This is a genomic window from Micromonospora sp. KLBMP9576 (genome assembly GCF_050941805.1).
In the GTDB taxonomy this organism is placed as follows: domain Bacteria; phylum Actinomycetota; class Actinomycetes; order Mycobacteriales; family Micromonosporaceae; genus Micromonospora.
The window spans coordinates 5,590,724-5,611,052 of record NZ_CP194567.1 but is presented as its reverse complement, the minus strand read 5'-3'; the positions used below and the strand labels follow the sequence as shown (position 1 = coordinate 5,611,052).

Genomic DNA, 20,329 nt, shown 5'->3' with positions numbered 1-20,329 from the left:
GGGTCAGGAGGCCGTCGGCGATCGCGGCGCTGGCCCGGAACGGTTGGCAGGCGGGCGGGGCGGTACCCGGGCGGCGGAGGGCATCCCTTCAGCATGGCGTGACGGAACGGCCACGTGTCGCCCCGGGCGCCGGGATCGGGCGGTCGGGGAAAATCCGCGTCCCGACCTTGGCGGATCCGGCGATCCGTCGTACGGTGACACCCGCAAGTGACCCACGGGAGTCCGGTGCCACCGGGCTGAGAGGGGGGCTGTGAGCCCCCGACCGTCGAACCTGATCCGGATAATGCCGGCGCAGGGAGGAGTGTTGCCGTGCCGTCCCTCGGGCGACTGCATCTCATCACCGACACCCGACCCGGGCGGGATCCCCTCGCCGTGCTGCGGGCCGCCCTCGCGGTGGCCCGCGCGGAACTGGTCGTGCAGGTCCGGGTGACCGACGACGCCACCGACCGGGAGGCGTACGACCTGGCCCGCCGGGTCGTCGCGCTCTGCGCCCGGTACGACGCGACCTGCCTGGTCAACGACCGGCTGCACGTGGCGCTGGCGGTCGGCGCCGCCGGTGGGCACGTCGGCGCGGACGACCTGCCGGTCGGGGCGGCCCGCCGGGTGCTCGGCGCGACCGCCGTGCTCGGCGCCACCGCCCGCGATCCGGGCACGGCCGCCGAGGCGGTCGCCGCCGGGGCCGGCTACCTGGGCGTGGGCCCCTGCCACGCCACCAGCACCAAGACGGGGCTGCCGGCGCCGATCGGCCCGGCCGGCGTACGCGCCGTCGCCGACGCCGTCGACGTGCCGGTCGTCGCGATCGGCGGGGTGACCGCCGCCGACGTGCCCGCGCTGCTGGCCGCCGGGGCGTACGGGGTGGCGGTGGTGGGGGCGCTCTCCGGGGCGGCGGACCCGGCGCGGGCCACAGCGGAGCTGCTGGGAGCCCTGGGGTGCTGAACCGGCCGGACGTCGCCGTGGTGGGGGCGGGACCGGTCGGGCTGGCGATCGCCTGGCGCTGCGCGCAGCGCGGACTGCGCGTCGTCGTGCACGATCCCGCTCCCGGCTCCGGCGCGTCCCACGTCGCCGCCGGGATGCTCGCCCCGGTCGCCGAGGCGTACTTCGGCGAGCACGAGTTGACCGCGTTGCTGAGCGCCTCCGCCGCCCGCTGGCCGGCGTTCGCCGCCGAGCTGACCGCCACCACGGGCGTGGACGTCGGCTACCGCACCGAGGGCACCCTGATGGTCGGGCTCACCGCCGACGACCTGGCCGAGGCGCGCCGGCTGTGGGCGTACCAGCAGGGGATCGGACTGCCGGTGACGCCGCTGCGGCCGTCGGCGCTGCGGGAGCGCGAGCCGGCGCTGGCGACCCGGGTGCGCGGCGGCGCGCTCGCGGCCACCGACCACCAGGTCGACCCGCGCCGGCTCGTGCCGGCGCTGCGCACGGCCGCCGAGCGGGCCGGCGCCACGCTGCTGCCCGCGGCGGTGCGCCGGCTGTCCGACGTGGACGCCCGCGTCACGGTGGTCGCGGCCGGCTGCGGCGCGGCGGTCCTGACGGGGCTGCCGGTGCGACCGGTGAAGGGGCAGGTGGTCCGGCTGCGCGCGCCCGGCGGCGGCGCGCCGGGCTTCCGGCACGTCATCCGGGGGTACGCCGACGGCGAGCACGTCTACCTCGTGCCGCGCCGCGACGGGGAGGTGGTGGTGGGCGCCACCGTCGAGGAACGCACCGACACCGACGTCTCCGCCGGGGCGGTGCTGCGCCTGCTCCGCGCCGCCGTCGACCTGCTGCCGGAGCTGGCCGAGTACGACCTGGTCGAGACGCTAGCCGGCCTGCGCCCCGGCACCCCCGACAACGCCCCGATCCTCGGCCCGCTGCCCGGCCGGCCCGGTGTGCTCGCCGCCACCGGGCACCACCGGCACGGCATCGTGCTCACCCCGATCACCGCCGACCTGATGGCCGGACTGGTCGCCACGGGCGCGACGGACCCGCTGCTCGCCCCCTTCGCCCCGGCCCGGTTCGGTCGCGACCCGTCCGCACCCGAGGAGGAGCACACATGGAACTGACGGTGAACGGCGCCGGGCGCAGCCTGCCCGGCGGCTCGACCGTGGCGGACCTGGTCCGCGCGGTCACCGACCAGCAGCGCGGCCTCGCCGTCGCGGTCAACGGGGAGGTGGTGCCGCGTACGGGCTGGCCGGCGACCGTGCTGCGCGACGGCGACCGCGTCGAGGTGCTCAGCGCCGCCCAGGGCGGGTGACGCGGTGAGCCTCGACCTGGGTGGCGTGCGCTTCACGTCCCGGCTGATCCTCGGCACCGGCGGCGCGGCCAACCTGCGGGTGCTGGAGGACGCGATCCGCGCCTCCGGCACCGAACTGGTCACCCTGGCGCTGCGCCGCGTCGACACGGCCCCCGGTGCCGCCGGCGGGCTGCTGGACCTGCTGGACCGCTGCGGCGTGCGGCTGCTGCCCAACACCGCCGGCTGCCACACGGCGGGCGAGGCGGTGAAGGTGGCGCACCTGGCCCGGGAGGCGTTCGGCACCGACTGGGTGAAGCTGGAGGTGATCGGCGACGAGCGCACGCTGCTGCCCGACGGGGTGGAGCTGCTGCGCGCCGCCGAGGAACTCGTCGCCGACGGGTTCGTGGTGCTGCCGTACACGTCGGACGACCCGATCCTGGCCCGCCGGCTGGCCGACGTGGGCTGCGCCGCGGTGATGCCGGCGGGGGCGCCCATCGGCTCCGGCCTGGGCGTGTCGAACCCGCACCACATCCGGCTGATCCGGCAGGGCGTCGACGTGCCGGTGATCCTGGACGCCGGCATCGGCACCGCCTCGGACGCCGCGCTGGCGATGGAGCTGGGCTGCGACGCGGTGCTGCTCGCCAGCGCGGTCACCCGCGCCGCCGACCCGGTCGCGATGGCCACCGCGATGCGGTACGCGGTCGAGGCGGGTCGGCTCGCGTACGGGGCGGGCCGGATCGCCCGGCGCTTCCACGCGCTCGCCTCCACCCCCGACGAGGGGCGGCCGGACCTGTGACCCGGCCCGCCCCCACCGTCCCGCCCGCTTCGGCACCGGCTTCGACTCCGGCCTTGGCTTCGGCTCTTGGTGCGAAAAGGCCCCTGGAGGGGCCGTTTCCAGCCAAGATCTCGCGCGCGCCGACCGGCGTCGTGCTGTTGACGGACCGGCGGCAGGCGCGGCGGTCGTTGGCCGACGTCGTGGCGGGGGCCGTCGCCGGGGGAGTGCGGTGGGTGGTGCTGCGGGAGAAGGACCTGCCCCGGGCCGAACGCGCGGCCCTCGCCGCCGAGCTGCGCGCGATCCTCGCCGAGGCGGGCGGAACCCTGATCGTCGCCGGCCCCGACCCGCTCGGCGGCGACGCCGTCCACCTGCCCGCCGCCGGCCCGTACCCGCCGCCGAGGCTCGGCCTGGTCGGCCGCTCCTGTCACGACCGTGCCGAGCTGGCCAGGCTCACCACGGAGGGCTACGCCACCCTCTCGCCCGTCTACCCGACCAGCACCAAGCCCGGCTACGGACCACCCCTGCGACCGGACGGGCTCGGCGCGCTGATCGCGGCAAGCGCCGTGCCGGTCCTGGCGCTCGGCGGAGTGCAGAGCCCGGACCAGGTGGCCGCCTGCGTCGAGGCGGGAGCCGTGGGGGTGGCGGTGCTGGGTGCCGTCATGCGCGCCGACGACCCCGGGGCCGCGGCAACCGCCCTCACGGCAGCCGCGACCGCGCAGGGCCGGCCCAGGCTCCCGTCCGCCGCCACGGAAGAGGAACGATGACCCCGACCACCGTGCTCACCATCGCCGGCTCGGACTCCGGCGCGGGCGCCGGAATCCAGGCCGACCTGAAGGTCTTCGCGGCCCTCGGCCTGTACGGCACGAGCGTGCTCACCGCCGTGACCGCGCAGAACACGAGGGGCGTCGACGCCGTGCTGCCGCTGCCGCCCCGCACGGTCACCCAACAGCTCGACAGCGTGCTCGCCGACTTCACCGTCCGCGCCGTCAAGACGGGCGTGCTCGGCACCCCGGCGGTCGCCGACGCGGTGGCCGAGGCGGCGAAGGACGGGCGGCTGCCGCACCTCGTAGTCGACCCGGTGCTCGTCGCCACCAGCGGGCACCGGCTGGGCGTGGTGGCCGCCGTCGAGCGGCTGTTGCCGTACGCGCAGGTGGCGACGCCGAACTGCGCGGAGGCCGCCGCCCTCACCGGACGCCCGGTGACCACGGTCGAGGAGATGGTGACCGCCGCCGAGGCGCTGGCGGCCGGCGGGCCGGCGTACGTGGTGGTCACCGGCGGCGACGTGGACGCGGACGGCCAGGCGGTCGACGTGCTGCGCGGCGGGGGCGTCACCACCCTGCTGCGCGCGCCCCGGGTCGACACCCGGCACAACCACGGGACCGGCTGTTCGTTCTCGGCGGCGATCGCCGTCCGGCTGGCGCTCGGTGATCCCGTGCCGGCGGCGGTCGCCGCCGCGAAGGAGTACGTCCTGCGCGCGCTGACCGGCGCGCGCGACTGGGAACTGGGCGCGGGACGCGGCCCGCTCGACCACTTCGGCTGGTCCGTCTGATCACCGGGAGGCTGTCATGCAGGCAGGTCGCAAGGTGTACGTCGAGGGGCCCGGCCGGACGTGCGGGTGCCGTTCGCCGAGGTGGAACTGACCGGCGGCAATCCGCCGCTGCGGCTCTACGACACCTCCGTGCCCGGCTCCGACCGGAGGCCGGGCTGCCGCAACGCCAACATCGGCACCTCGGCGGTCGCCGGGGAGGTGGAGAAGCTGACCTGGGCGACCCGGTGGGGCGCGGACACGGTGACGGACCTGTCGACGGGCAAGCGGAGTCGGAGGAGTTCCTCTCCTCGGGCGGCCACGTCTACCTGCCGCTGGCCTCAGGGCGCGACCGCCGCCGGGGCGACCCCCGTCCGAGCGACGCCCCGGAGGACGGTGCCCGCGGCGAGGACCGCGTCCGAGCCGGCTTCGCGGGAACGCGTCGGGTCAGTCGCGGTGGTGGCGGCCGCTGGAGCGCAACGACCGCCGGCCGCTCTCCTGCTCGGGCTCGTTGTCCGGGACCGGGCGGCTCAGCCCGGTGACCCAGTCCACGTACTCCTCGTCCTGCGCCGGCAACGCCTTGGGCTCCGGTTCGGCCGGGACCTCCTCGGCCCGGGGCCGGTTGCGGCGGAACATGCCCAGCCGGCCCCGACCCCGCCCGGCGGGCTGCTCGGTCTCGTCCGGTGACGTGGATCCGGGTGACGTCTCCGCCCCGGCGGCGGGGGCGTCGTGCTCCGGCGCGGCGTCGACGGACGCGGGGACGGGACCGCCCCGGCGCGCGGTGGCGAGCGCCTCCCAGTTCGCGGCGCGGGCCAGATCGGGCATCGGCGCGCGGTGGCGGGGACGGGGCGTGGTCTCGGACGCGGGCTCCGTGGCGGACCGCGCGGCCTCGTCGGCGTTGGCCTGGGGCCGGGACGGGCCCGGCCACGCCGGCGCGGGCGGTGGCATGGCGCCGGGCGAGGGGGCCGTCGTGCTGTTCGCGGCGGTCGTGCCGGTCTCGGCGGCGGCCGTGCCGAAGAGATCGGCCGGACCGGCGGACGGGGCCGGTTCGGCCCTCGAAGGCGGCGTGTCGGCCGGGGACGGCGGTGTGTCGGCCGGGGACGGCGGCGCGTCGGCCGGGGACGGCGGCGCGTGCACGGCGGCACGGGACGCCGCCGGGGAGGCCGGACCGACCGGTCCCGGTGCCACGGGAGCGTCCGGGGACGCCGTGCCGGGCGTGGTCGATCCCGCCACGGGTGCGTCCGAGGCGACGGGCGTCGGGTCCCCGGTCACGGGCGTCGGGTCCGCGGCGGTGGGCGTCGGCTCCGCGCCCTCGGGCGTCGCCGCGGCGGCCACCTGGCGTGTCGACCGGGGCTTGCGGGTGCGGCGGGGCTTGGGCGGGCTCGGGGCGCCCTGCTGTCCGGCGACCGTTCCTGCCGGCTGCCCGGCGGGCGAGGGTGCCTCGACCGGTCGCACGGGGGGCGTCGGCCCTCCGGCGGGCGTTGCCCCCCCGCCGGGCTGGGCATCGGGTGTCGCTTCGCCGGCCGGTGTCGCTTCGCCGGCCGGTGTCGCTTCGGCGGCGGGCGTCGTTTCGGGGACGGCCGGGGCCGTCGGGGCGTGGGCGGCGGCGTCGTTCCGCGTGCTGGCGGGCTCGGGCTTCACCGGGCGCTCGGGCGCGGCCGGCGGGTCGGTCGTCCACCGCGGCTCCGCGCCCGTCCGGGAGTCGGCGGCGGGAGCGGGAACGGTTCCCCCCTCGGCCGGCCAGTCCCAGTGCGGGGGGACGGCCCGGGCCGCCGGGGCGTCGCCGCCGGTGACCACGTCGGAGCCCGTACCGCCGGCCCGGTCGGCGGTGACCAGGGTGGCGCCGGCCAGGTCGGCGGTCGCGGGCTCGCCGGCGGCGCTGGGCGTCGGGGCGTGCGGCAGGGCCGGGCCGGTCGGCAGCGGACGCAGGATGTCGGTCGGCTCGACGGCCCCGGTGGGGGCGGTGCGCGCGACCAGCGGCCAGCGCAGCAGCGCGGCGGCGGCCGAACCGAGGGCGCCGGCGGCCACCGCGAGCAGCGCGGCGTAGTACGGCGTGAGCTGGTAACGGTCGGCCGTGTCGCCCTGGCCGGCGGTCAGGTAGGCGAAGGTGAGCAGCACCGGCCCGGCCACCCCGGTCGCGCCGCTGACCAGCGGCGGGTGGCCGCGCCACCGGGCCAGCCCGCCGGTCGCCGCGCCGACCAGCAACGTCACCAGCGGCATGATCACCAGGGCCAGCCGCTGCGCCGTCCCGGCGTCGAGCGACGCCGGCTCCAGCACCCCGAGTCGTACGGTGCCCGTCGGCCCGGTCGAGACCAGCGACGGCGCCACCGAGACCAGGGCCAGCAGCCAGAGCCCGCCGGCGACCGCCGCGATGTTCCATCCGGCCGGCGGCTGGAGGAGTACGGCGAGCGCGGCGCCCGCGCCGACCAGCGCACCGATGACGGCGCAGATGCCGACCGCCCAGACCGGATCCACCGAGACGAGTTCGGCGGCCCGGGCGGGCTGCATGCAGAGCGGCGCGACGACGGTGGCGCCCAGTGCGGCGGTGCCGGCCACGGCGAGCAGGCGTCCGGTGCCGGCCAGCCCACCGTCGCGGCGGGCCAGGCGTTGCGTGATCACCGCGCCCACCACGGCGGCGTTCGCCGCGAACCAGCCCACCCAGACGAGCTGGGCCGGCCACTGGTTGACGGTGCCGCCGGTGAAGGTGCCGGTGAAGCGGACGATGCCGAAGCCGAAGGCGACGCCGAGCTGACCGGCCCCGGCCAGCAGGCTCACGCCGAGCGCCGTGAGCAGCAGTCTGCCCCAGGTCCGAAAGGCCATGTCCGGCACGTTACGCACCTGTTGACCGGGCCGCCACCGGCGCGCCGCGCGCCGGGCCCGACCCGCCGGCCAGCGGTTACTTCAGTTCGACCAGCCGCGCCAGGTATGTGGTGTCGCCCACGTTGGTCAACATGTGCACGGCGCCCGGGTCCCGGTAGACCACCCCGCCGGTCGGCTCGTCGGCGTCGATGAGCGTGCCGTCGATCGTCTGTACGACGTTCTTCGCCCCCTGGATCGCCACCACCAGGTACGGGTGGTCGTGCCGGTGCAGCGGCTGCCGCTCACCCGGCTCCAGGCGGATGTGCCACACCCGCACCCGGTCGTTCTCGTACACGATCTCCTGGCCCACCGGGCCGAGTTCGGGCTGCGTGTCGGTCATCGGTGTCCGTCCAGTCGGGGGAGCACCTCGGCGGCGATGAGCTCCAGGTGGTCGAGGTCGGCGAAGTCGATCAGCCGCAGGTGCACCCGGGTGGCGCCGATCGCGGCGAACTCGCCGATGCGGTCGACGAGCTGCGCGGGCGAGCCGACCACCGGGTCCTCCGGCGGCAGTGCGCTCTTGACGTGCAGTGGTGCCGCCCGGCGCTGCGCGTCGGCGTCGGTACGACCGATCGCCACCACGATTCCGGCGGAGAGCGTCAGCGGGGCCCGTCCCGACTCGGCCCGGCCGGCCCGGTCGCAGGCCTCCCGGACCCGCTCGTACGCGGCGGCGGTCTCGGCGACGGTCTTGAACGGCATGTTGAACTCGTCGGCGTAGCGGGCCGCGAGGTCGGGGGTGCGCTTGGGGCCGCGCCCGCCGACGATGATCGGCGGGCCGGGGACCTGCACGGGCTTCGGCAGGGCGGGGGCGTCCACCAGGCGGTAGTGGTCGCCGGTGAAGCTGTACGTCTCGCCCGGCGCGGTCCGCCACAGCCCGGTGAGGATCTCCAACTGCTCGGCCAGCCGGTCGAAGCGTTCGCCGACGGCGGGGAACGGGATGCCGTAGGTGGTGTGCTCGCGTTCGTACCAGCCGGCGCCGATGCCCAGCTCGACCCGGCCGCCGCTCATCTGGTCGACCTGGGCGACCATGATCGCCAGCGGGCCGGGCAGCCGGAAGGTGGCGGAGGTGACGAGGGTGCCGAGCCGGATCCGGCTGGTCTCCCGGGCCAGTGCGGCCAGCGTCAGCCAGGCGTCGGTCGGGCCGGGCAGCCCGGCGTCGGCGCCCATCGCCTGGTAGTGGTCGGCGCGGAGGAAGGCCTCGAAGCCGCCGTCCTCGACCAGCCGGGCGAAGCGGAGCTGGTCGTCGTAGCTGGCGCCGCGGTGCGGCTCCGTGAAGACGGTGACCCGCATGCTCATCGTCCCTCCGCGCCGGCCGTCGCCGGCAGGTCCCGCTCCATGAGGAGTTCGTGCAGGTCGGCGCTGACCCGGGCGACGTCCGCCAGGTGCGCGTTGCGGCCGAGAGTGCGCGGTCGCGGAATGTCGACGTCGACCACCTTGCGGATGCGTCCCGGCCGGGGGCTGAGCACGACCACCCGGTCGGCCAGCAGCACCGCCTCGTCGATGGAGTGGGTGACGAAGACGATGGTGGCCTTGGACTCCATGTGCACGCGCTGCAACTCGCCGGAGAGTTCCTCGCGGGTCAGCGCGTCGAGCGCGGAGAACGGCTCGTCCATCAGCATCACCCGGGGCTCGCCGATCAGCGACCGGCACAGCGAGACCCGCTGCTGCATGCCGCCGGAGAGCTCGTGCGGCAGCCGCTTCTCGAAGCCGCCCAGCCCGGCGAGTTCCAGTAGCTGCCGGGCCCGGTCGCGGTGCTTCGCCCGCTTCCAGCCGAACATCTCCACCGGGAGCAGGACGTTGTCCAGGACCGTGCGCCAGGGCAGCAACGCCGGCCGCTGGAAGAGCATCGCGATGTCGCGGCGCGGCGTGGTGATCGGCGTGCCGGCGACGGTGATCCGGCCCTCGCTGACGGGAAGCAGGCCGGCGACGAGGCGCAGCAGGGTGGACTTACCACATCCGGAGCGGCCGAGCACGGCGACGAACTCGCCCTCGGCGACGTCGAGATCGATGCCGCGCAGCGCCTCGACGCGACCGCTGCGGCCGTCGAAGGTACGGGACACCCCGGAAAGCTGGATCATCTCCGGCGGCCTCCTGAGTCGACGGTCAGTAGTTGCCGCCCAGCGTAACCGGCTGTTGTGGACCGCCGGGCAGCCGGGGTGGACGGGAGGTTTCTTCGTTACGAATCACCACACACCTGGGTTCACCACGGTCGTTGTCTCGTACGCTGTGCCCGCGAACAGTCCCCTAAAGACGGTGGCGCTGGCCTCACCCCCTCGGCCGGCCACCCCAGACAACCCCCTCCGGGGCGACATTCCGCTCCGGTCGGAAAGGACATGGTGCACTGATGAGAAGGCTGACCCGTACGGTCGCTGCCGCTGCGCTGGCCACCGCCCTCGCCCTGGTCTCCGGGTGCAGCGGCGACTCGGACTCCGGCGCCGACGCCAAGGGCGGCAGCGGCGGGGCGCTGGAGAAGGTGACCTACCTCACCTCGTTCGGCAACTTCGGCCGTGACTCCTACGCCTGGGTCGCGAAGGAGAAGGGCTTCTTCAAGGATGCCGGGTTCGACGTCGACATCAAGCCGGGTCAGGGCACCAACGCCGTGATCGGGACAATCGTCGGCGGGCAGGCGCAGTTCGGCCCGATCGACCTCACCGGCGGTCTGCTCCAGGTCGGCAACGGCGTGGCCAAGGACTTCGTCGCGGTGGCCGCGATCCAGCAGCGCACCATGGCCGCCATCGCCACGGTCGAGGGCAAGGGCATCGCGTCGCCGAAGGACCTGGAGGGCAAGAAGCTCGCCGACACCCAGGGCTCCGTCGTGCGCAACCTCTTCCCGACGTACGCCCGGATGGCCGGCGTGGACGCGACCAAGGTGGAGTGGGTAAACGGCGACGCCCAGACCCTGATGGGCACCCTGGCCTCCGGCCAGGTGGACGGCATCGGCCAGTTCGTCGTCGGCCAGCCCACCATCGAGGCGGTGACCAAGAAGAAGGCCGTCATGCTGCCGTACAGCAACGTGATGCAGGACCTCTACGGCAACGTGCTGATCACCAGCTCCAAGATCGCCAAGGAGAAGCCGGAGATGGTCAAGCGCTTCACCGCGGCCCTGATGAAGGGCCTGGACTACGCGCTGACCAACCCGCAGGAGGCGGGTGACCTGCTGAAGAAGAACGTGGACGCCGCCAACCCCGCGGCGGCCGCCGCCGAGCTCCAGCTCATGGCCGGCTACGTGCGCTCCAGCAACTCCGGCACCCAGCTCGGCACCCTGGACAGCGGCCGGGTCGCCAAGAGCATCGCCATCCTGCAGGGCGCCGGCGCGCTCAAGCAGAACATCACCCCCGAACAGGTCATCGACTTCAGCCTCGCGCCGAAGGCCTGATCGACGCAGACCGTGCCACAGGGGTGCGGTCCACCGGGACGACCGGGGGCCGCACCCCTGTCACGTGCCGGCCGCGGCCGGCAGGAGAGGAGAACCCGTGACGGAGACGACCGGTACCCGGCCCGGTGACCCGGCGACGCAGCCGGCGGGCGTCGGTGCGCCCCGCCCCGCGCCCACCCGCCGATTCACCGTGCAACCGTCGGCCGTCGGCCTGCCACTGCTCGGGGCGGTGATCACGCTGGCCGTGTGGTGGCTGGTCACGTCGGGGCTGGAACTGGTGCACCCGGTGTCGCTGCCGCCGCCGCAGGCGGTGTGGAGCGCGCTGACCGCGGGCACCGACGTGCTGGTGCCGGCGCTGGGCCTGACCACCACGATGACGCTGGTCGGTTTCCTGCTGTCGGCCGTCGCCGGGGTGCTGATCGGGATGGCGCTGGCCGCGTCCCGGCGCGTCGAGCGGATGTTCGCACCGCTGCTGGTGGCGGTCAACGCGGTGCCGAAGATCGCCCTCGGGCCGCTGCTGGTCGTCTCGGTCGGCTGGGGCTCCAAGCCGATCCTGACCATGGTGTTCCTGCTGTGCTTCTTCCCGATCGTGCTCTCCACGGCGACCGGTCTCACCACCGCCCCGGCCGACCTGGCCGAGCTGGCCCGGTCGTTGAACGCCTCGTGGTGGCAGGCGTTCAGCAAGGTGCGTTTCCCCGCCGCGCTGCCGCAGATCTTCGTCGGGCTCAAGGTGGCGATGCCGCTGGCCGCGATCGGCGCCGTCATCGGGGAGTTCTACTCCGACAAGGAGGGCCTGGGTTATCAGATCCTCCAGTACAACGGCGTCGGCGACACGGCCACCGCCTGGGCGGCGATCGTGCTGATCGCGTTGATGAGCATCGGCCTGTACAGCGCGTTGTCGCTGGTCGAGCGCCTCGCGCTGCCGTGGGTCCGGGCCACCACGTCGGCGCGCTGACCAGGGCGGACCAGTCGGGGGTGTGGCCCGCCGGGCGCGGCGGGCCACACCGTCCGGTCATCCCGCGAGGCGCCAGCGCCCGTTGCGCGCGACCAGGGTGGTGAGGGCCTGGGGCATCAGGCCGGAGTGGTTGTCCGGCGTGATCCGGATCGGCCCGGAGAGACCGTCCATCTGGATCGTCTCCAGCACGTCGCGGATGCCGTCGCGGTTGACCTGGCCGGGCTCGCCGCCCGCGCGCAGTTCGGCGTCGGCGATGAGCTGCACGGCGTCGGCCGCGAACGAGGACGAGCCGCTGTAGTCGCCGAAGCGGGCGGTGTAGCTCTGGAACCACTGCCGGCGGGCCGCCTTGGCCGGCGTGGTGGCGATGACGTCGTCGATCACCATGGTCTGGGTGAAGACCATCGTGGTGCGTTCGGTCGCCCCCGACGCCGCGCCGAGGAACAGGTCACCGGCCGCTGCGGCGTCGAAGAAGAGGTCGCCCTCGAACTTGGCCTCCTTCGCGGCGGTGGCGGCGAGGGTCGCCTGCTCCGCCGGCGTCCAGACGACGAGCGCGTCCGGCTTGGGCTTGACCACGTCCCGGATCTGCCGGCTGACCTCGGTGTCGGTGCTGCGTACGGCCTCCGCGCGCAGCAGTTTCACACCGGCCTTCGCGAACTCGGCGCGCAGCACGGTCAACCCCTCGCGGCCGTAGGCGTCGTCGCTGTGCAGCACGCTCGCTTTGCGGACGCCCTTGCGGCGCATCTCCGCGGCGAGGGCGCCGGCGCTGTCGGCCGCGTTCGGAGAGAGCTTGAACACATATCGGCGTTCCGCGACGGGACTCGACACCCCGCTGGACGGGGCGAGCGCAATGGTGGGAATACGCTTCTCGTCGATGGTGCGTACGGCCCCGACGGCGCATTCGTCGCAGCCGCCCATGATAAGGGCACTGACTTGGGAATCAGCGCTGAAGTCGCCGATGTTGCGCAGCGACTCGCTCGCGTCCGACCGGTTGTCCTTCACCCTCAGCTCGACGTTGCGGCCGTTGAGCGCGCCGGAGGAGTTCAGCTGCTCGACCTTCAGTTCCAGCGCCCGCTGGTACGCCTTGCCGGCGCTTGCCGCCGCACCGGAGAGTTCGAGGTCCGCGGCGATGACGATGGGACTGGTGTCCTGCTCGTCCGCGCCGAACTGGCAGCCGGTGAGCGTGGTGGCCAGGACGGCCGATGCGAGCGCCGCGGCGGTCGCGGAGCGGATGGGGCTCAACTCAGTCCTCCAGATGCGGCCCGGGCAATGCCCGGTCACCGCCGGGTTGTCCGTCCTCAGTAGAGGAACGGGATCGGTCTGCCGTACGGTGTGCGCGAAGCCTGCAAAACCTTGCCAACGCCGGGCCCTGCGGTCAAGCGGAGCGCCGTAAGCGTTTCGGGACGCGTATCCCACATGGTGGGGCAACGGAAACTTTGCCAGCGCTCACTAATACGACACGGCCGACCACTCTGGAGTCACATGCCCTGTTCACGGGGCATGGAGAATTGAAGGTATTAGTTGACCGGATCACGGGATGCGTGCCCTCCGACCGTTTCCTACCTCACCGCGACTTCCCAAACAGGATCACTTCTGATGAAATCGCGGCCGTGCCGCGTGTGGCGCAGTCCGCTGCACCGGGCGCGAGTCGGCGGGGCAGGCGTGGAAGAAACGACGGAGGCGATGTCGTGAGCACCGGACCGACGACCCTGCCCGCCAGTGGCGAAGCCGATCAGCCGAAGCGGCGCCGGCTACCGCGGCTCCGCGACGTGCGGATCCGCTCCAAGCTCGCGCTGATCCTGGTCGTGCCAGTCGCCGCGGTGCTCGCGTTGGCCACGGTCCGTCTCGTCGCCGTCGGCGAGAACACCCTCGACGCCACCCAGGCCCGCGGGCTCACCGCGCTCGCCCTCGACGTCTCCGCGCTGACGCAGGACCTGCACGCCGAGCGGATGGCCGCCGCCAACTTCCTGTCCACCCCGCAGCAGAAGGCCGACGCCTACAACCTGCGGGTGCGCAGCACCGACCAGCGGGTCGAGGCGTACCGCTCGGAGCGCGGCCGGATCGGCGAGGTGCCGACCGCCGTGAAGGAGCGGCTGACGACCATCGACGAGCATCTCGAGACGCTCGCCAGCACCCGGCAGGAGGTGCTGGACCGTCAGCAGATGGCGGTCGCCGAGGCGGCCCTGCGCTACGGGGTCATCATCACCGACCTGGTCGCGTACGGCGACGGGCTGGCCCAGCTCCCCGGCGAGGAGCGGCTCTCCGACGCCCGGCGCGCGGTCGCCGCGTTCGCCCGCGCGAAGGCGGCCGTCGCAGAGGAACAGTCGGTGGTCTACACCGCGCTCACCGCAGGCCAGCTCGACGAGGAGCAGTTCTCCTCCTTCGTGGCGACGCTGACCAGCCAGCAGGAGGCGCTTGTCACCTTCTCCCTGGCCGCCGACCCGACCCAGCGCGCCCTGGTCGACAGCACCGTCGCCGGCGACGCGGTCACCCTGGCCGACCGGGTGGCCGCCGACATCACCCGCTCGGTCGGGCAGCGATCGCTGGTGACCGCCCAGGACGCCACCGCCGCCATCGGCGCGGTCAACGACCTGATGCGGTGGGCCGAGATCCGACTCCAGGACCGGCTGCTCAGCCAGGCCGACGAGGCCCGCTCGGACGTCATCCGGCAGGCCATCATCGAGACGGCGCTGGTGCTGTTGACCCTCATCGTCGCGGTGACCCTCGCCGTGGTGCTGGCCCGCTCGCTCAACCACTCGCTGCGCCGGCTGCGGGAGGGCGCCCTCTCGGTGGCCAACCACGACCTGCCGGACGCGGTCAAGCGGCTGCAGAACGTCGGCGAGGTCGGCGACGGCGGCGTCGAGGAGATCGTCCGCCAGGTACGCGACCCGATCCAGCTCAACACCCGTGACGAGGTGGGCCAGGTGGCGCTCGCCTTCAACGTGGTGCACCGCGAGGCGGTCCGGGTGGCGGCCGAGCAGGCCGCACTGCGTACGAGCGTCTCGACGATGTTCCTCAACCTGGCCCGGCGCAGTCAGACCCTGGTCGACCGCATGATCGGTGAACTTGACGCCATCGAGCGCGGCGAGGAGGACCCGAAGCGGTTGGCGCAGCTCTTCGAGCTGGACCACCTCGCCACCCGGATGCGCCGCAACGACGAGAACCTGCTCGTCCTGGCCGGCGCGGACTCGGCCGTGCCGCGCCGCGACGACGCCCTGCTGGTGGACGTGCTGCGGGCCGCGCAGTCCGAGGTGGAGCTCTACAACCGGATCGAGTTCGGCACGGTCGACACCGACATCTCGGTCGCCGCGCACGCGGTCAACGACGTCGTCCGGCTCGTCGCCGAACTGCTCGACAACGCCACCCGCTTCTCGCCGCCGACCACCAGTGTGGTCGCCGACGGGCGGCGGATCCGCGACTACGTGCTGATCCAGGTCGAGGACCGGGGCCTGGGCCTCACCGACGAGCAGCTCCACTCGCTCAACCGGCGACTGGCCGCCCCGAACGTCGACGTCGCGGCCTTCCGCCTGATGGGTCTGGCCGTGGTCAGCCGCCTGGCCTCCCGCTACTCCATCCGGGTGGAGCTGCGACGCAACGTGGAGGGCGGCACCGTCGCCCAGGTGACGCTCCCGGCCGCGACGGTGGTGCTGCCGCCCGTGCACAGCCGCGACCCGCAGATCACCCGGCCCCGGCAGCCGCTCGCCGTCGAGCAGGCCCCGCTTCCCGCGGCCGGTCTCGCCGGGTCGGCCGCCGGTGCGGGGCGTACCTCCTCGGCCACCCTCGCCGAGCAGTGGCGCTCCGCCGCCCCGGCACCGTGGCAGGCCCCGGAGCAGGCGCGCGACACCATGCCGCCGGTGCGGACGACCGGCCTGCCGGCGGCACCCCCGACCCAGCCGACCTTCGCCGGAGCGGGCGCCTCGGTCGGTACGCCGACCGTCGCGTATCCCACCGTCGACCCGCTGCCCAAGCGGGTTCCCGGCGGGGACGCCCAGGCGCCGGGCGCACCGGCCCTGCCGGTCGGCCCGATCGCCGGTTCGCCGTCCCCCGGCGGGCTGTCGGCGGGCCTGGCCGGGACCGCCCGGTCCACCGGCTTCGGCACCGACCCGGCCGGGACCGCCCGGTCCACCGGCTTCGGCACCGACCCGGGCGCGGGCCGTGGGCTCGGGGCGGGACTGGCGGCCACGGCCCCGACCGCTCCCGCCCCCGCGGCGCCGATCACCCCGCGCGCCGAACTGCCGGCCGAGGCGCCGATCTTCCGCGAGATGGAGGCGGTGTGGTTCCGGTCGCACGGTAACGACGCCACGGCGATCTTCACGCGTCCGGACTTCAACCAGCCGCCGGCGGCCCCGCAGGCCACCGCGGCGCCGAGCGCCGGCGCGCCGGTCGCGGCCAGGCCGGCCGCGGGGGAGCAGCGCGGGCCCCGGCTACCCACCCGGACCCCCGGCACCACCCCCACCTCGGCACCCGCGCAGTCGGCGACGCCGGCGTACGCCCCGCCGCCCGCGGCGCGGCCCACCACGCCGGAGCCGCGGCCCGCGGCGCCGGTCGCGGAGCAGCCCCCGGCGGCGGGCGCGGACGCCTGGCGCACGGCGGCCGACGACGGCTGGTCCCGGGCCAGCCGGGCGGCGGAACCCGCCACCGCCGGCACCACCCGATCCGGGTTGCCCAAGCGGCAGCCGCAGGCGCAGCTCGTGCCCGGCGGGATCGAACCCCGCAGCGGCCGTGACCGCAGCCGGCGCACCCCGGACGAAGTACGGGGCCTGTTGTCCGCCTACCACCGCGGCGTGCAGCGCGGCCGGGCGGCCGGCACGGACCAGGACAGCACCTCGACCAAGGAGACGAGTCGATGAACAGGCCAGCGGCCATGCAGGACATGAGTTGGTTGCTCACCAACTTCGCCGACAGCGTGGCGGGAATCGCCCACGTGGTGGCGGTGTCCGCCGACGGGCTGCTGCTCGCCTGCTCGCGGGACCTCCCCGCGGACCGGGCGGATCAGCTCGCCGCGATCACCTCGGGCGTGGTCAGCCTCACGGAGGGCGCCGCGCGGATGTTCAGCGCCGGTGGTGTGCTCCAGACGGTCATCGAGATGGACAGCGGTTACCTGTTCCTGATGTCGATCAGCGACGGCTCGTCGATGGCCGTGCTGGCGGCCCGGAGCTGCGACGTCGGTCAGGTGGGTTACGAGATGGCGCTACTGGTCGAGCGGGTGGGTGCGGCGCTGGTGCCGCTTCCCCGGGACGCGGTGCGGTCCTGACGGGGCGCGACGCGCGGACCGCGCGTCGCGGGAGCTGACAATATCCGGTGCCCGGCCAGGGGCCCGGCCGGGAGAGGAGGTGATCGTCGATGGACCAACGGCGCGTGGACCCACGTGGTGCGCTGGTGCGACCGTACGCGGTCACCCGCGGCCGGACCGAGGCCCGAATGGAGATCGCCCTGGAGGCGGTCCTGACGGCCAGCCCGACCCAGGCCGCGGAGGCCCGCTTCGCGGGGCACGACAAGTACCGCATCGCCACCGTCTGTGAGGGCCGGGCGCAGTCGCTGGCCGAGATCTCCGCGTACACCCGGATGCCGCTGGGCGTCACCCGGGTGCTGGTCGCCGACATGGTGGCCGAGAGCCTGCTGACGCTACACACTGCCGCTCCCGCCGAGGGGTTCGAGGAGCGGATGGAAATCCTTGGAAGGGTGCTAAGTGGACTTCGCAGGCTATGACCCAGCCGGGGCCCGCCAGAACCGGGGAATCATCTCCGCGAAGATCGTGGTCGCGGGTGGCTTCGGCGTGGGCAAGACGACCCTGGTCGGCGCGATCTCGGAGATCACTCCGCTCAGGACCGAGGCGGTGATGACCGCGGCCGGTGTCGGCATCGACGACCCGTCCAAGGTGCCGGGAAAGCAGACCACCACGGTCGCCATGGACTTCGGCCGGATCACGATGGCCGAGGACCTGATCCTCTATCTCTTCGGCACACCTGGCCAGACCCGGTTCTGGTTCATGTGGGACGAGATCATCAAGGGCGCGGTCGGCGCGGCCGTGCTGGTGGACACCCGGCGGATCACCGACGCCTTCGCGCCGCTCGACTACTTCGAGAACCGCAGGCTGCCGTACGTCGTGGCGTTGAACCGCTTCGACGGCGCCCCCCAGTACGAGCTGGAGGAGGTCCGCGAGGCGCTGGCCATCTCCCCGGACGTGCCGCTGGTGCTGACGGACGCCCGGCACCGGGACGCGGTCAAGCAGGTGCTGGTGACCGTCGTGGAGCACGCCATGCTCCGCCTCGAGTCCGAGCAGGGCCGGGGCTATCCCGCGCCGGTCGGCTGAGCGGGGCGGCTACCGCAGCCGGGTCGGTCAGTCGACCCGGAGGCGGTAGCCGCGCTTGATGACGGTCTGCACCACCCGGGGCGTGCGCAACCCGACGCGCAGCCGGGCCACCGCCATCTCCACGGCGTGCTCGTCGGCACCGCGTGGCAGCGTCCGCAGCAGGGCGGTGCGTGACAGCACCTGACCGGGTGGGCTGGCCAGCGCCCGCAGCACCGCCATCGGCGCCGGCGCGAGCGGGCGTAACTCGCCGTCGACCACGGCGGCGTGCCCGCGCAGCGTGAGCAGGTGACCGGCCGCCTTCAGGGTGACCGTGCGGCGCGGCAGCTCGTCGACGAGGGCCCGGACCACCGCACCCAGGCGGGCCCTGGCCGGCGTGCTGACCGGGACCCCGCGCCGCAGCAGCGGCTCGGCCGTGACCGCGCCCACGCAACTGGCCAACACATGGGCCCGGAACGCGTCGAGCACCGCGTCGCAGCGGTCCCCGGCGGCGCGTAGCAGCGCCTCGGCCGCCGGGGCGGAGGTGAAGGTGACCGCGTCGACCAGGCGGCCGACGACCAGGTCGATGAGCCGATGCAGCGGGGCGGGGTCGGTCGGCGGCGCCCAGCCGTGGACGGGCACCTCGATCACCCGCGCCCCGGCCGCCGCCAGCGCCAGCGTGCACTCCGGCTGCCGCCCGCCGGGCAGTTGCACGGCGACCACCTGACCGGTGATCCCACGCCGGCGCAGGTGCGCGATCACCTCCGCGTAGCTCTCCGAGCCCGGCGACCACTGCTCGGGCAGGCCGGCGGCCCGGACGGCCGCGCGCGTGTCGGGCCCCCGCGCCACCACGTACGCGCCGGCGAGCGCGCCGCGCAGGGGCTTGGCCAGTCCCCAGCCCTCGGCGGCCTCCAGCCAGCCGCGCATGCCGACGCCGGTGTTCGCCAGGAGCACGTCCGGCGGCCGGTCGAGGCAGGCCCGCGTGGCCTCGCGCAGGTCGGTGTCGTCGGCCAGCGGCACGATCCGCAGGGCGGGGGCGACCACCACCCGGGCGCCCCGCTGCCGCAGCAGCGTGGCGAGTTCGTCGCGCCGGCGCTCGGTGGTCACCCCGATGGTGAAGCCGGCCAGTTCGTCGCGCATTCACCCCTCCTGCCGCAGCCGCGCCCCGGCCAGGCCGTCCGGGCGACGCACCTGGTCGTCGACGGCGGACGGCCGGACGGTGGTGCGGGAGGAGGTCGTCCGCACGCGGCCGCGGGCGTCGCTCCCCGACGCGTACGCCGCCACGGTCCGGTCGTCCCCCGTGCACCGTCCGTCATGTCGGCACAGCGTGCCGGTGGGCGGTTTCCGGCCCACGTCCCGTCTGTTTCGGCCCTGTCACGAGCCGCGTACCCGCGTCGGGTTCCGGCGTCGACGAGATCGCCGCCGCCGAGGGGCGGATGGCCTACGACCGGCCGGCGCAGGTCCCCGTGCAGTGCCGGTGGCTGGCCGGGGCCGGTCTGGTCGACGTCGACTGTTTTTTCAGGCGGTTTGCCGTGTTCGGCGGCCACGCGAAGAGCCGGCCCCGACGGGATGACTGCCGGTCATACCGCTGGGTAGTCTGCGTGGCATGACTGCCAAGGTGACCCTGTCGTTCTCGGACGAGACGATCGAGGAGGCCCGGCGGTTCGCCAGCCGCGAGGGCCTCTCCCTGTCGGCGTGGATGGACCAGGCGGCCCGGGAGAAGGCGCTGCGCGAGGTCTTCACCGCGCACGCCGCCGCCGTCGGCCGGGCCGGGCTCGACCTCGAGTCCGCCGCCCTCGCCGACGCCCGTGAGGTCGGCATGGTCCACGACGTGCTCTTCGGCCGGCGCCCGCGTGCTGCGTAGGGGCGAGGTCTGGCGCATCGACGGCGCGCGGGAACGGCTCGGCCTGGTCGTCAGCTCCGACGTCTACAACTCCACGGACGTGCCGATCGTGATCGTGGTCGAGGTGGTCGAGGAGTCGCTGCTGCGCGACTCGCCCCTGGCGGTGCCGATGGGCGCGTACGTGGTGATGCCCGACCGGATCTCCGCGCCGATGAAGCAGTGGTTCACCGGGTGTGTGGACGTCGCCGACGCGGCGACGATGCTCAGGGTGGGCCGGGCGCTGCGCATCCTGCAACAGCTCTGACGTCTCTCCCGCGCTCCGGGCGCCCCGCGAAGGGCGCCCGCCCGCGGGCAGGGGCCGCGTCGGCCGCCAGGTATCATGGGGCGGGTCAGGTGGGCGATACCCCGTTTTGACCTGCCGCCGGGGCGGCGGGTATCGTTGCCTGCTGTTGTACGACATCCAGAGGCGTGCCGCCTGAGGTACGCTTGGTCGTTCGCGCGCGC

21 protein-coding genes, 1 pseudogene and 1 riboswitch are annotated in these 20,329 nt (G+C 74.6%); of the genes and pseudogenes, 15 read left to right on the top strand and 7 right to left on the bottom strand.

The features are described 5' to 3' along the window. Nucleotides 1-204: 204 nt before the first annotated feature. Nucleotides 205-315: riboswitch (TPP riboswitch) on the top strand. The 7 genes and pseudogenes from thiE to ACQ452_RS24780 form a co-directional block, all read left to right on the top strand. Further along, nucleotides 310-936: a thiamine phosphate synthase gene (thiE, locus tag ACQ452_RS24810; protein WP_433387767.1), complete on the top strand. Its 627-nt coding sequence runs from the start codon at nucleotides 310-312 to the stop codon at nucleotides 934-936. (Overlaps the previous riboswitch by 6 nt.) Then, nucleotides 930-2,039 carry a glycine oxidase ThiO gene (gene thiO / locus ACQ452_RS24805; protein ID WP_433387765.1) on the top strand — a complete coding sequence of 370 codons (1,110 nt, stop codon included), beginning with the start codon at nucleotides 930-932 and terminating at the stop codon, nucleotides 2,037-2,039. The genes thiE and thiO overlap by 7 nt, the downstream gene beginning before the upstream one ends. Continuing rightward, complete coding sequence (thiS, locus tag ACQ452_RS24800; RefSeq protein WP_132230919.1) at nucleotides 2,030-2,230, top strand: sulfur carrier protein ThiS; 201 nt, start codon at nucleotides 2,030-2,032, stop codon at nucleotides 2,228-2,230. The genes thiO and thiS overlap by 10 nt, the downstream gene beginning before the upstream one ends. Before the next feature lie 4 nt (nucleotides 2,231-2,234). Next, a complete protein-coding gene (locus ACQ452_RS24795; RefSeq protein ID WP_433387764.1) occupies nucleotides 2,235-3,005 on the top strand; it encodes a thiazole synthase in 771 nt (256 codons plus the stop codon). 107 nt (nucleotides 3,006-3,112) lie between these two features. Further along, nucleotides 3,113-3,748 carry a thiamine phosphate synthase gene (locus tag ACQ452_RS24790; protein WP_433394400.1) on the top strand — a complete coding sequence of 212 codons (636 nt, stop codon included), beginning with the start codon at nucleotides 3,113-3,115 and terminating at the stop codon, nucleotides 3,746-3,748. Then, on the top strand, nucleotides 3,745-4,533 hold the full coding sequence (gene thiD / locus ACQ452_RS24785; RefSeq protein WP_433387762.1) for a bifunctional hydroxymethylpyrimidine kinase/phosphomethylpyrimidine kinase: 789 nt from the start codon (nucleotides 3,745-3,747) through the stop codon (nucleotides 4,531-4,533). The genes ACQ452_RS24790 and thiD overlap by 4 nt, the downstream gene beginning before the upstream one ends. A 16-nt stretch (nucleotides 4,534-4,549) precedes the next feature. After that, a pseudogene (locus ACQ452_RS24780) lies at nucleotides 4,550-4,797 on the top strand (phosphomethylpyrimidine synthase ThiC); the annotation flags it as partial. 159 nt (nucleotides 4,798-4,956) lie between these two features. Here the strand turns inward: ACQ452_RS24780 and ACQ452_RS24775 are convergent. The 4 genes from ACQ452_RS24775 to ACQ452_RS24760 all read right to left on the bottom strand — a co-directional run bounded on the left by ACQ452_RS24775 (nucleotide 4,957) and on the right by ACQ452_RS24760 (nucleotide 9,443). Further along, nucleotides 4,957-7,329 carry a hypothetical protein gene (locus tag ACQ452_RS24775; RefSeq protein ID WP_433387760.1) on the bottom strand — a complete coding sequence of 791 codons (2,373 nt, stop codon included), beginning with the start codon at nucleotides 7,327-7,329 and terminating at the stop codon, nucleotides 4,957-4,959. Nucleotides 7,330-7,405: 76 nt separating this feature from the next. After that, complete coding sequence (locus tag ACQ452_RS24770) at nucleotides 7,406-7,708, bottom strand: cupin (protein WP_433387758.1); 303 nt, start codon at nucleotides 7,706-7,708, stop codon at nucleotides 7,406-7,408. Then, nucleotides 7,705-8,655 carry an LLM class F420-dependent oxidoreductase gene (locus ACQ452_RS24765; protein WP_433394398.1) on the bottom strand — a complete coding sequence of 317 codons (951 nt, stop codon included), beginning with the start codon at nucleotides 8,653-8,655 and terminating at the stop codon, nucleotides 7,705-7,707. Before ACQ452_RS24765 ends, ACQ452_RS24770 begins: the two co-directional genes overlap by 4 nt. A 2-nt stretch (nucleotides 8,656-8,657) precedes the next feature. Further along, a complete protein-coding gene (locus tag ACQ452_RS24760; RefSeq protein WP_433387756.1) occupies nucleotides 8,658-9,443 on the bottom strand; it encodes an ABC transporter ATP-binding protein in 786 nt (261 codons plus the stop codon). Nucleotides 9,444-9,709: 266 nt separating this feature from the next. Here ACQ452_RS24760 and ACQ452_RS24755 point away from each other — a divergent pair, with 266 nt between their 5' ends. Further along, nucleotides 9,710-10,741 carry an ABC transporter substrate-binding protein gene (locus tag ACQ452_RS24755; protein WP_433387754.1) on the top strand — a complete coding sequence of 344 codons (1,032 nt, stop codon included), beginning with the start codon at nucleotides 9,710-9,712 and terminating at the stop codon, nucleotides 10,739-10,741. A gap of 97 nt (nucleotides 10,742-10,838) precedes the next feature. Next, complete coding sequence (locus ACQ452_RS24750) at nucleotides 10,839-11,696, top strand: ABC transporter permease (protein WP_433387752.1); 858 nt, start codon at nucleotides 10,839-10,841, stop codon at nucleotides 11,694-11,696. A 57-nt stretch (nucleotides 11,697-11,753) separates the two neighbouring features. Here ACQ452_RS24750 and ACQ452_RS24745 read toward each other — a convergent pair whose 3' ends face one another. Then, nucleotides 11,754-12,935 carry an ABC transporter substrate-binding protein gene (locus ACQ452_RS24745; protein ID WP_433387751.1) on the bottom strand — a complete coding sequence of 394 codons (1,182 nt, stop codon included), beginning with the start codon at nucleotides 12,933-12,935 and terminating at the stop codon, nucleotides 11,754-11,756. A gap of 446 nt (nucleotides 12,936-13,381) precedes the next feature. Here ACQ452_RS24745 and ACQ452_RS24740 point away from each other — a divergent pair, with 446 nt between their 5' ends. From ACQ452_RS24740 to ACQ452_RS24725, 4 genes are all read left to right on the top strand, one after another. Continuing rightward, nucleotides 13,382-16,543, top strand: a complete 3,162-nt coding sequence (locus ACQ452_RS24740) for a nitrate- and nitrite sensing domain-containing protein (RefSeq protein ID WP_433387750.1) — start codon at nucleotides 13,382-13,384, stop codon at nucleotides 16,541-16,543. Then, nucleotides 16,540-16,947 (top strand): roadblock/LC7 domain-containing protein, encoded by a 408-nt coding sequence (locus ACQ452_RS24735; protein ID WP_433387748.1) that lies wholly within the window; start codon nucleotides 16,540-16,542, stop codon nucleotides 16,945-16,947. Before ACQ452_RS24740 ends, ACQ452_RS24735 begins: the two co-directional genes overlap by 4 nt. A gap of 89 nt (nucleotides 16,948-17,036) precedes the next feature. After that, a complete protein-coding gene (locus ACQ452_RS24730; RefSeq protein ID WP_433387746.1) occupies nucleotides 17,037-17,402 on the top strand; it encodes a DUF742 domain-containing protein in 366 nt (121 codons plus the stop codon). Next, the gene (locus ACQ452_RS24725) at nucleotides 17,383-18,006 is read left to right on the top strand and encodes a GTP-binding protein (protein ID WP_433387745.1); all 624 of its coding nucleotides are present in this window, start codon (nucleotides 17,383-17,385) and stop codon (nucleotides 18,004-18,006) included. The genes ACQ452_RS24730 and ACQ452_RS24725 overlap by 20 nt, the downstream gene beginning before the upstream one ends. Nucleotides 18,007-18,033: 27 nt before the next feature. Here ACQ452_RS24725 and ACQ452_RS24720 read toward each other — a convergent pair whose 3' ends face one another. Both ACQ452_RS24720 and ACQ452_RS24715 read right to left on the bottom strand, forming a co-directional pair. Further along, complete coding sequence (locus tag ACQ452_RS24720; RefSeq protein ID WP_433387743.1) at nucleotides 18,034-19,122, bottom strand: uroporphyrinogen-III synthase; 1,089 nt, start codon at nucleotides 19,120-19,122, stop codon at nucleotides 18,034-18,036. Continuing rightward, the gene (locus ACQ452_RS24715; protein WP_433387741.1) at nucleotides 19,123-19,266 is read right to left on the bottom strand and encodes a hypothetical protein; all 144 of its coding nucleotides are present in this window, start codon (nucleotides 19,264-19,266) and stop codon (nucleotides 19,123-19,125) included. A 322-nt stretch (nucleotides 19,267-19,588) separates the two neighbouring features. Here ACQ452_RS24715 and ACQ452_RS24710 point away from each other — a divergent pair, with 322 nt between their 5' ends. Further along, the gene (locus ACQ452_RS24710) at nucleotides 19,589-19,846 is read left to right on the top strand and encodes a DUF6364 family protein (RefSeq protein ID WP_433387739.1); all 258 of its coding nucleotides are present in this window, start codon (nucleotides 19,589-19,591) and stop codon (nucleotides 19,844-19,846) included. Next, nucleotides 19,836-20,129 carry a type II toxin-antitoxin system PemK/MazF family toxin gene (locus ACQ452_RS24705; RefSeq protein ID WP_433387738.1) on the top strand — a complete coding sequence of 98 codons (294 nt, stop codon included), beginning with the start codon at nucleotides 19,836-19,838 and terminating at the stop codon, nucleotides 20,127-20,129. Before ACQ452_RS24710 ends, ACQ452_RS24705 begins: the two co-directional genes overlap by 11 nt. Nucleotides 20,130-20,329 lie beyond the last annotated feature (200 nt).

Bases quoted from the DNA above. Each gene is read 5' to 3' on its own strand.
- thiS (WP_132230919.1), top strand. From the start codon at position 2,030: ATGGAACTGACGGTGAACGGCGCCGGGCGCAGCCTGCCCGGCGGCTCG.
- thiD (WP_433387762.1), top strand. From the start codon at position 3,745: ATGACCCCGACCACCGTGCTCACCATCGCCGGCTCGGACTCCGGCGCG.
- ACQ452_RS24775 (WP_433387760.1), bottom strand. From the start codon at position 7,329: ATGGCCTTTCGGACCTGGGGCAGACTGCTGCTCACGGCGCTCGGCGTG.
- ACQ452_RS24770 (WP_433387758.1), bottom strand. From the start codon at position 7,708: ATGACCGACACGCAGCCCGAACTCGGCCCGGTGGGCCAGGAGATCGTG.
- ACQ452_RS24765 (WP_433394398.1), bottom strand. From the start codon at position 8,655: ATGCGGGTCACCGTCTTCACGGAGCCGCACCGCGGCGCCAGCTACGAC.
- ACQ452_RS24760 (WP_433387756.1), bottom strand. From the start codon at position 9,443: ATGATCCAGCTTTCCGGGGTGTCCCGTACCTTCGACGGCCGCAGCGGT.
- ACQ452_RS24755 (WP_433387754.1), top strand. From the start codon at position 9,710: ATGAGAAGGCTGACCCGTACGGTCGCTGCCGCTGCGCTGGCCACCGCC.
- ACQ452_RS24735 (WP_433387748.1), top strand. From the start codon at position 16,540: ATGAACAGGCCAGCGGCCATGCAGGACATGAGTTGGTTGCTCACCAAC.
- ACQ452_RS24730 (WP_433387746.1), top strand. From the start codon at position 17,037: ATGGACCAACGGCGCGTGGACCCACGTGGTGCGCTGGTGCGACCGTAC.
- ACQ452_RS24720 (WP_433387743.1), bottom strand. From the start codon at position 19,122: ATGCGCGACGAACTGGCCGGCTTCACCATCGGGGTGACCACCGAGCGC.
- ACQ452_RS24710 (WP_433387739.1), top strand. From the start codon at position 19,589: ATGACTGCCAAGGTGACCCTGTCGTTCTCGGACGAGACGATCGAGGAG.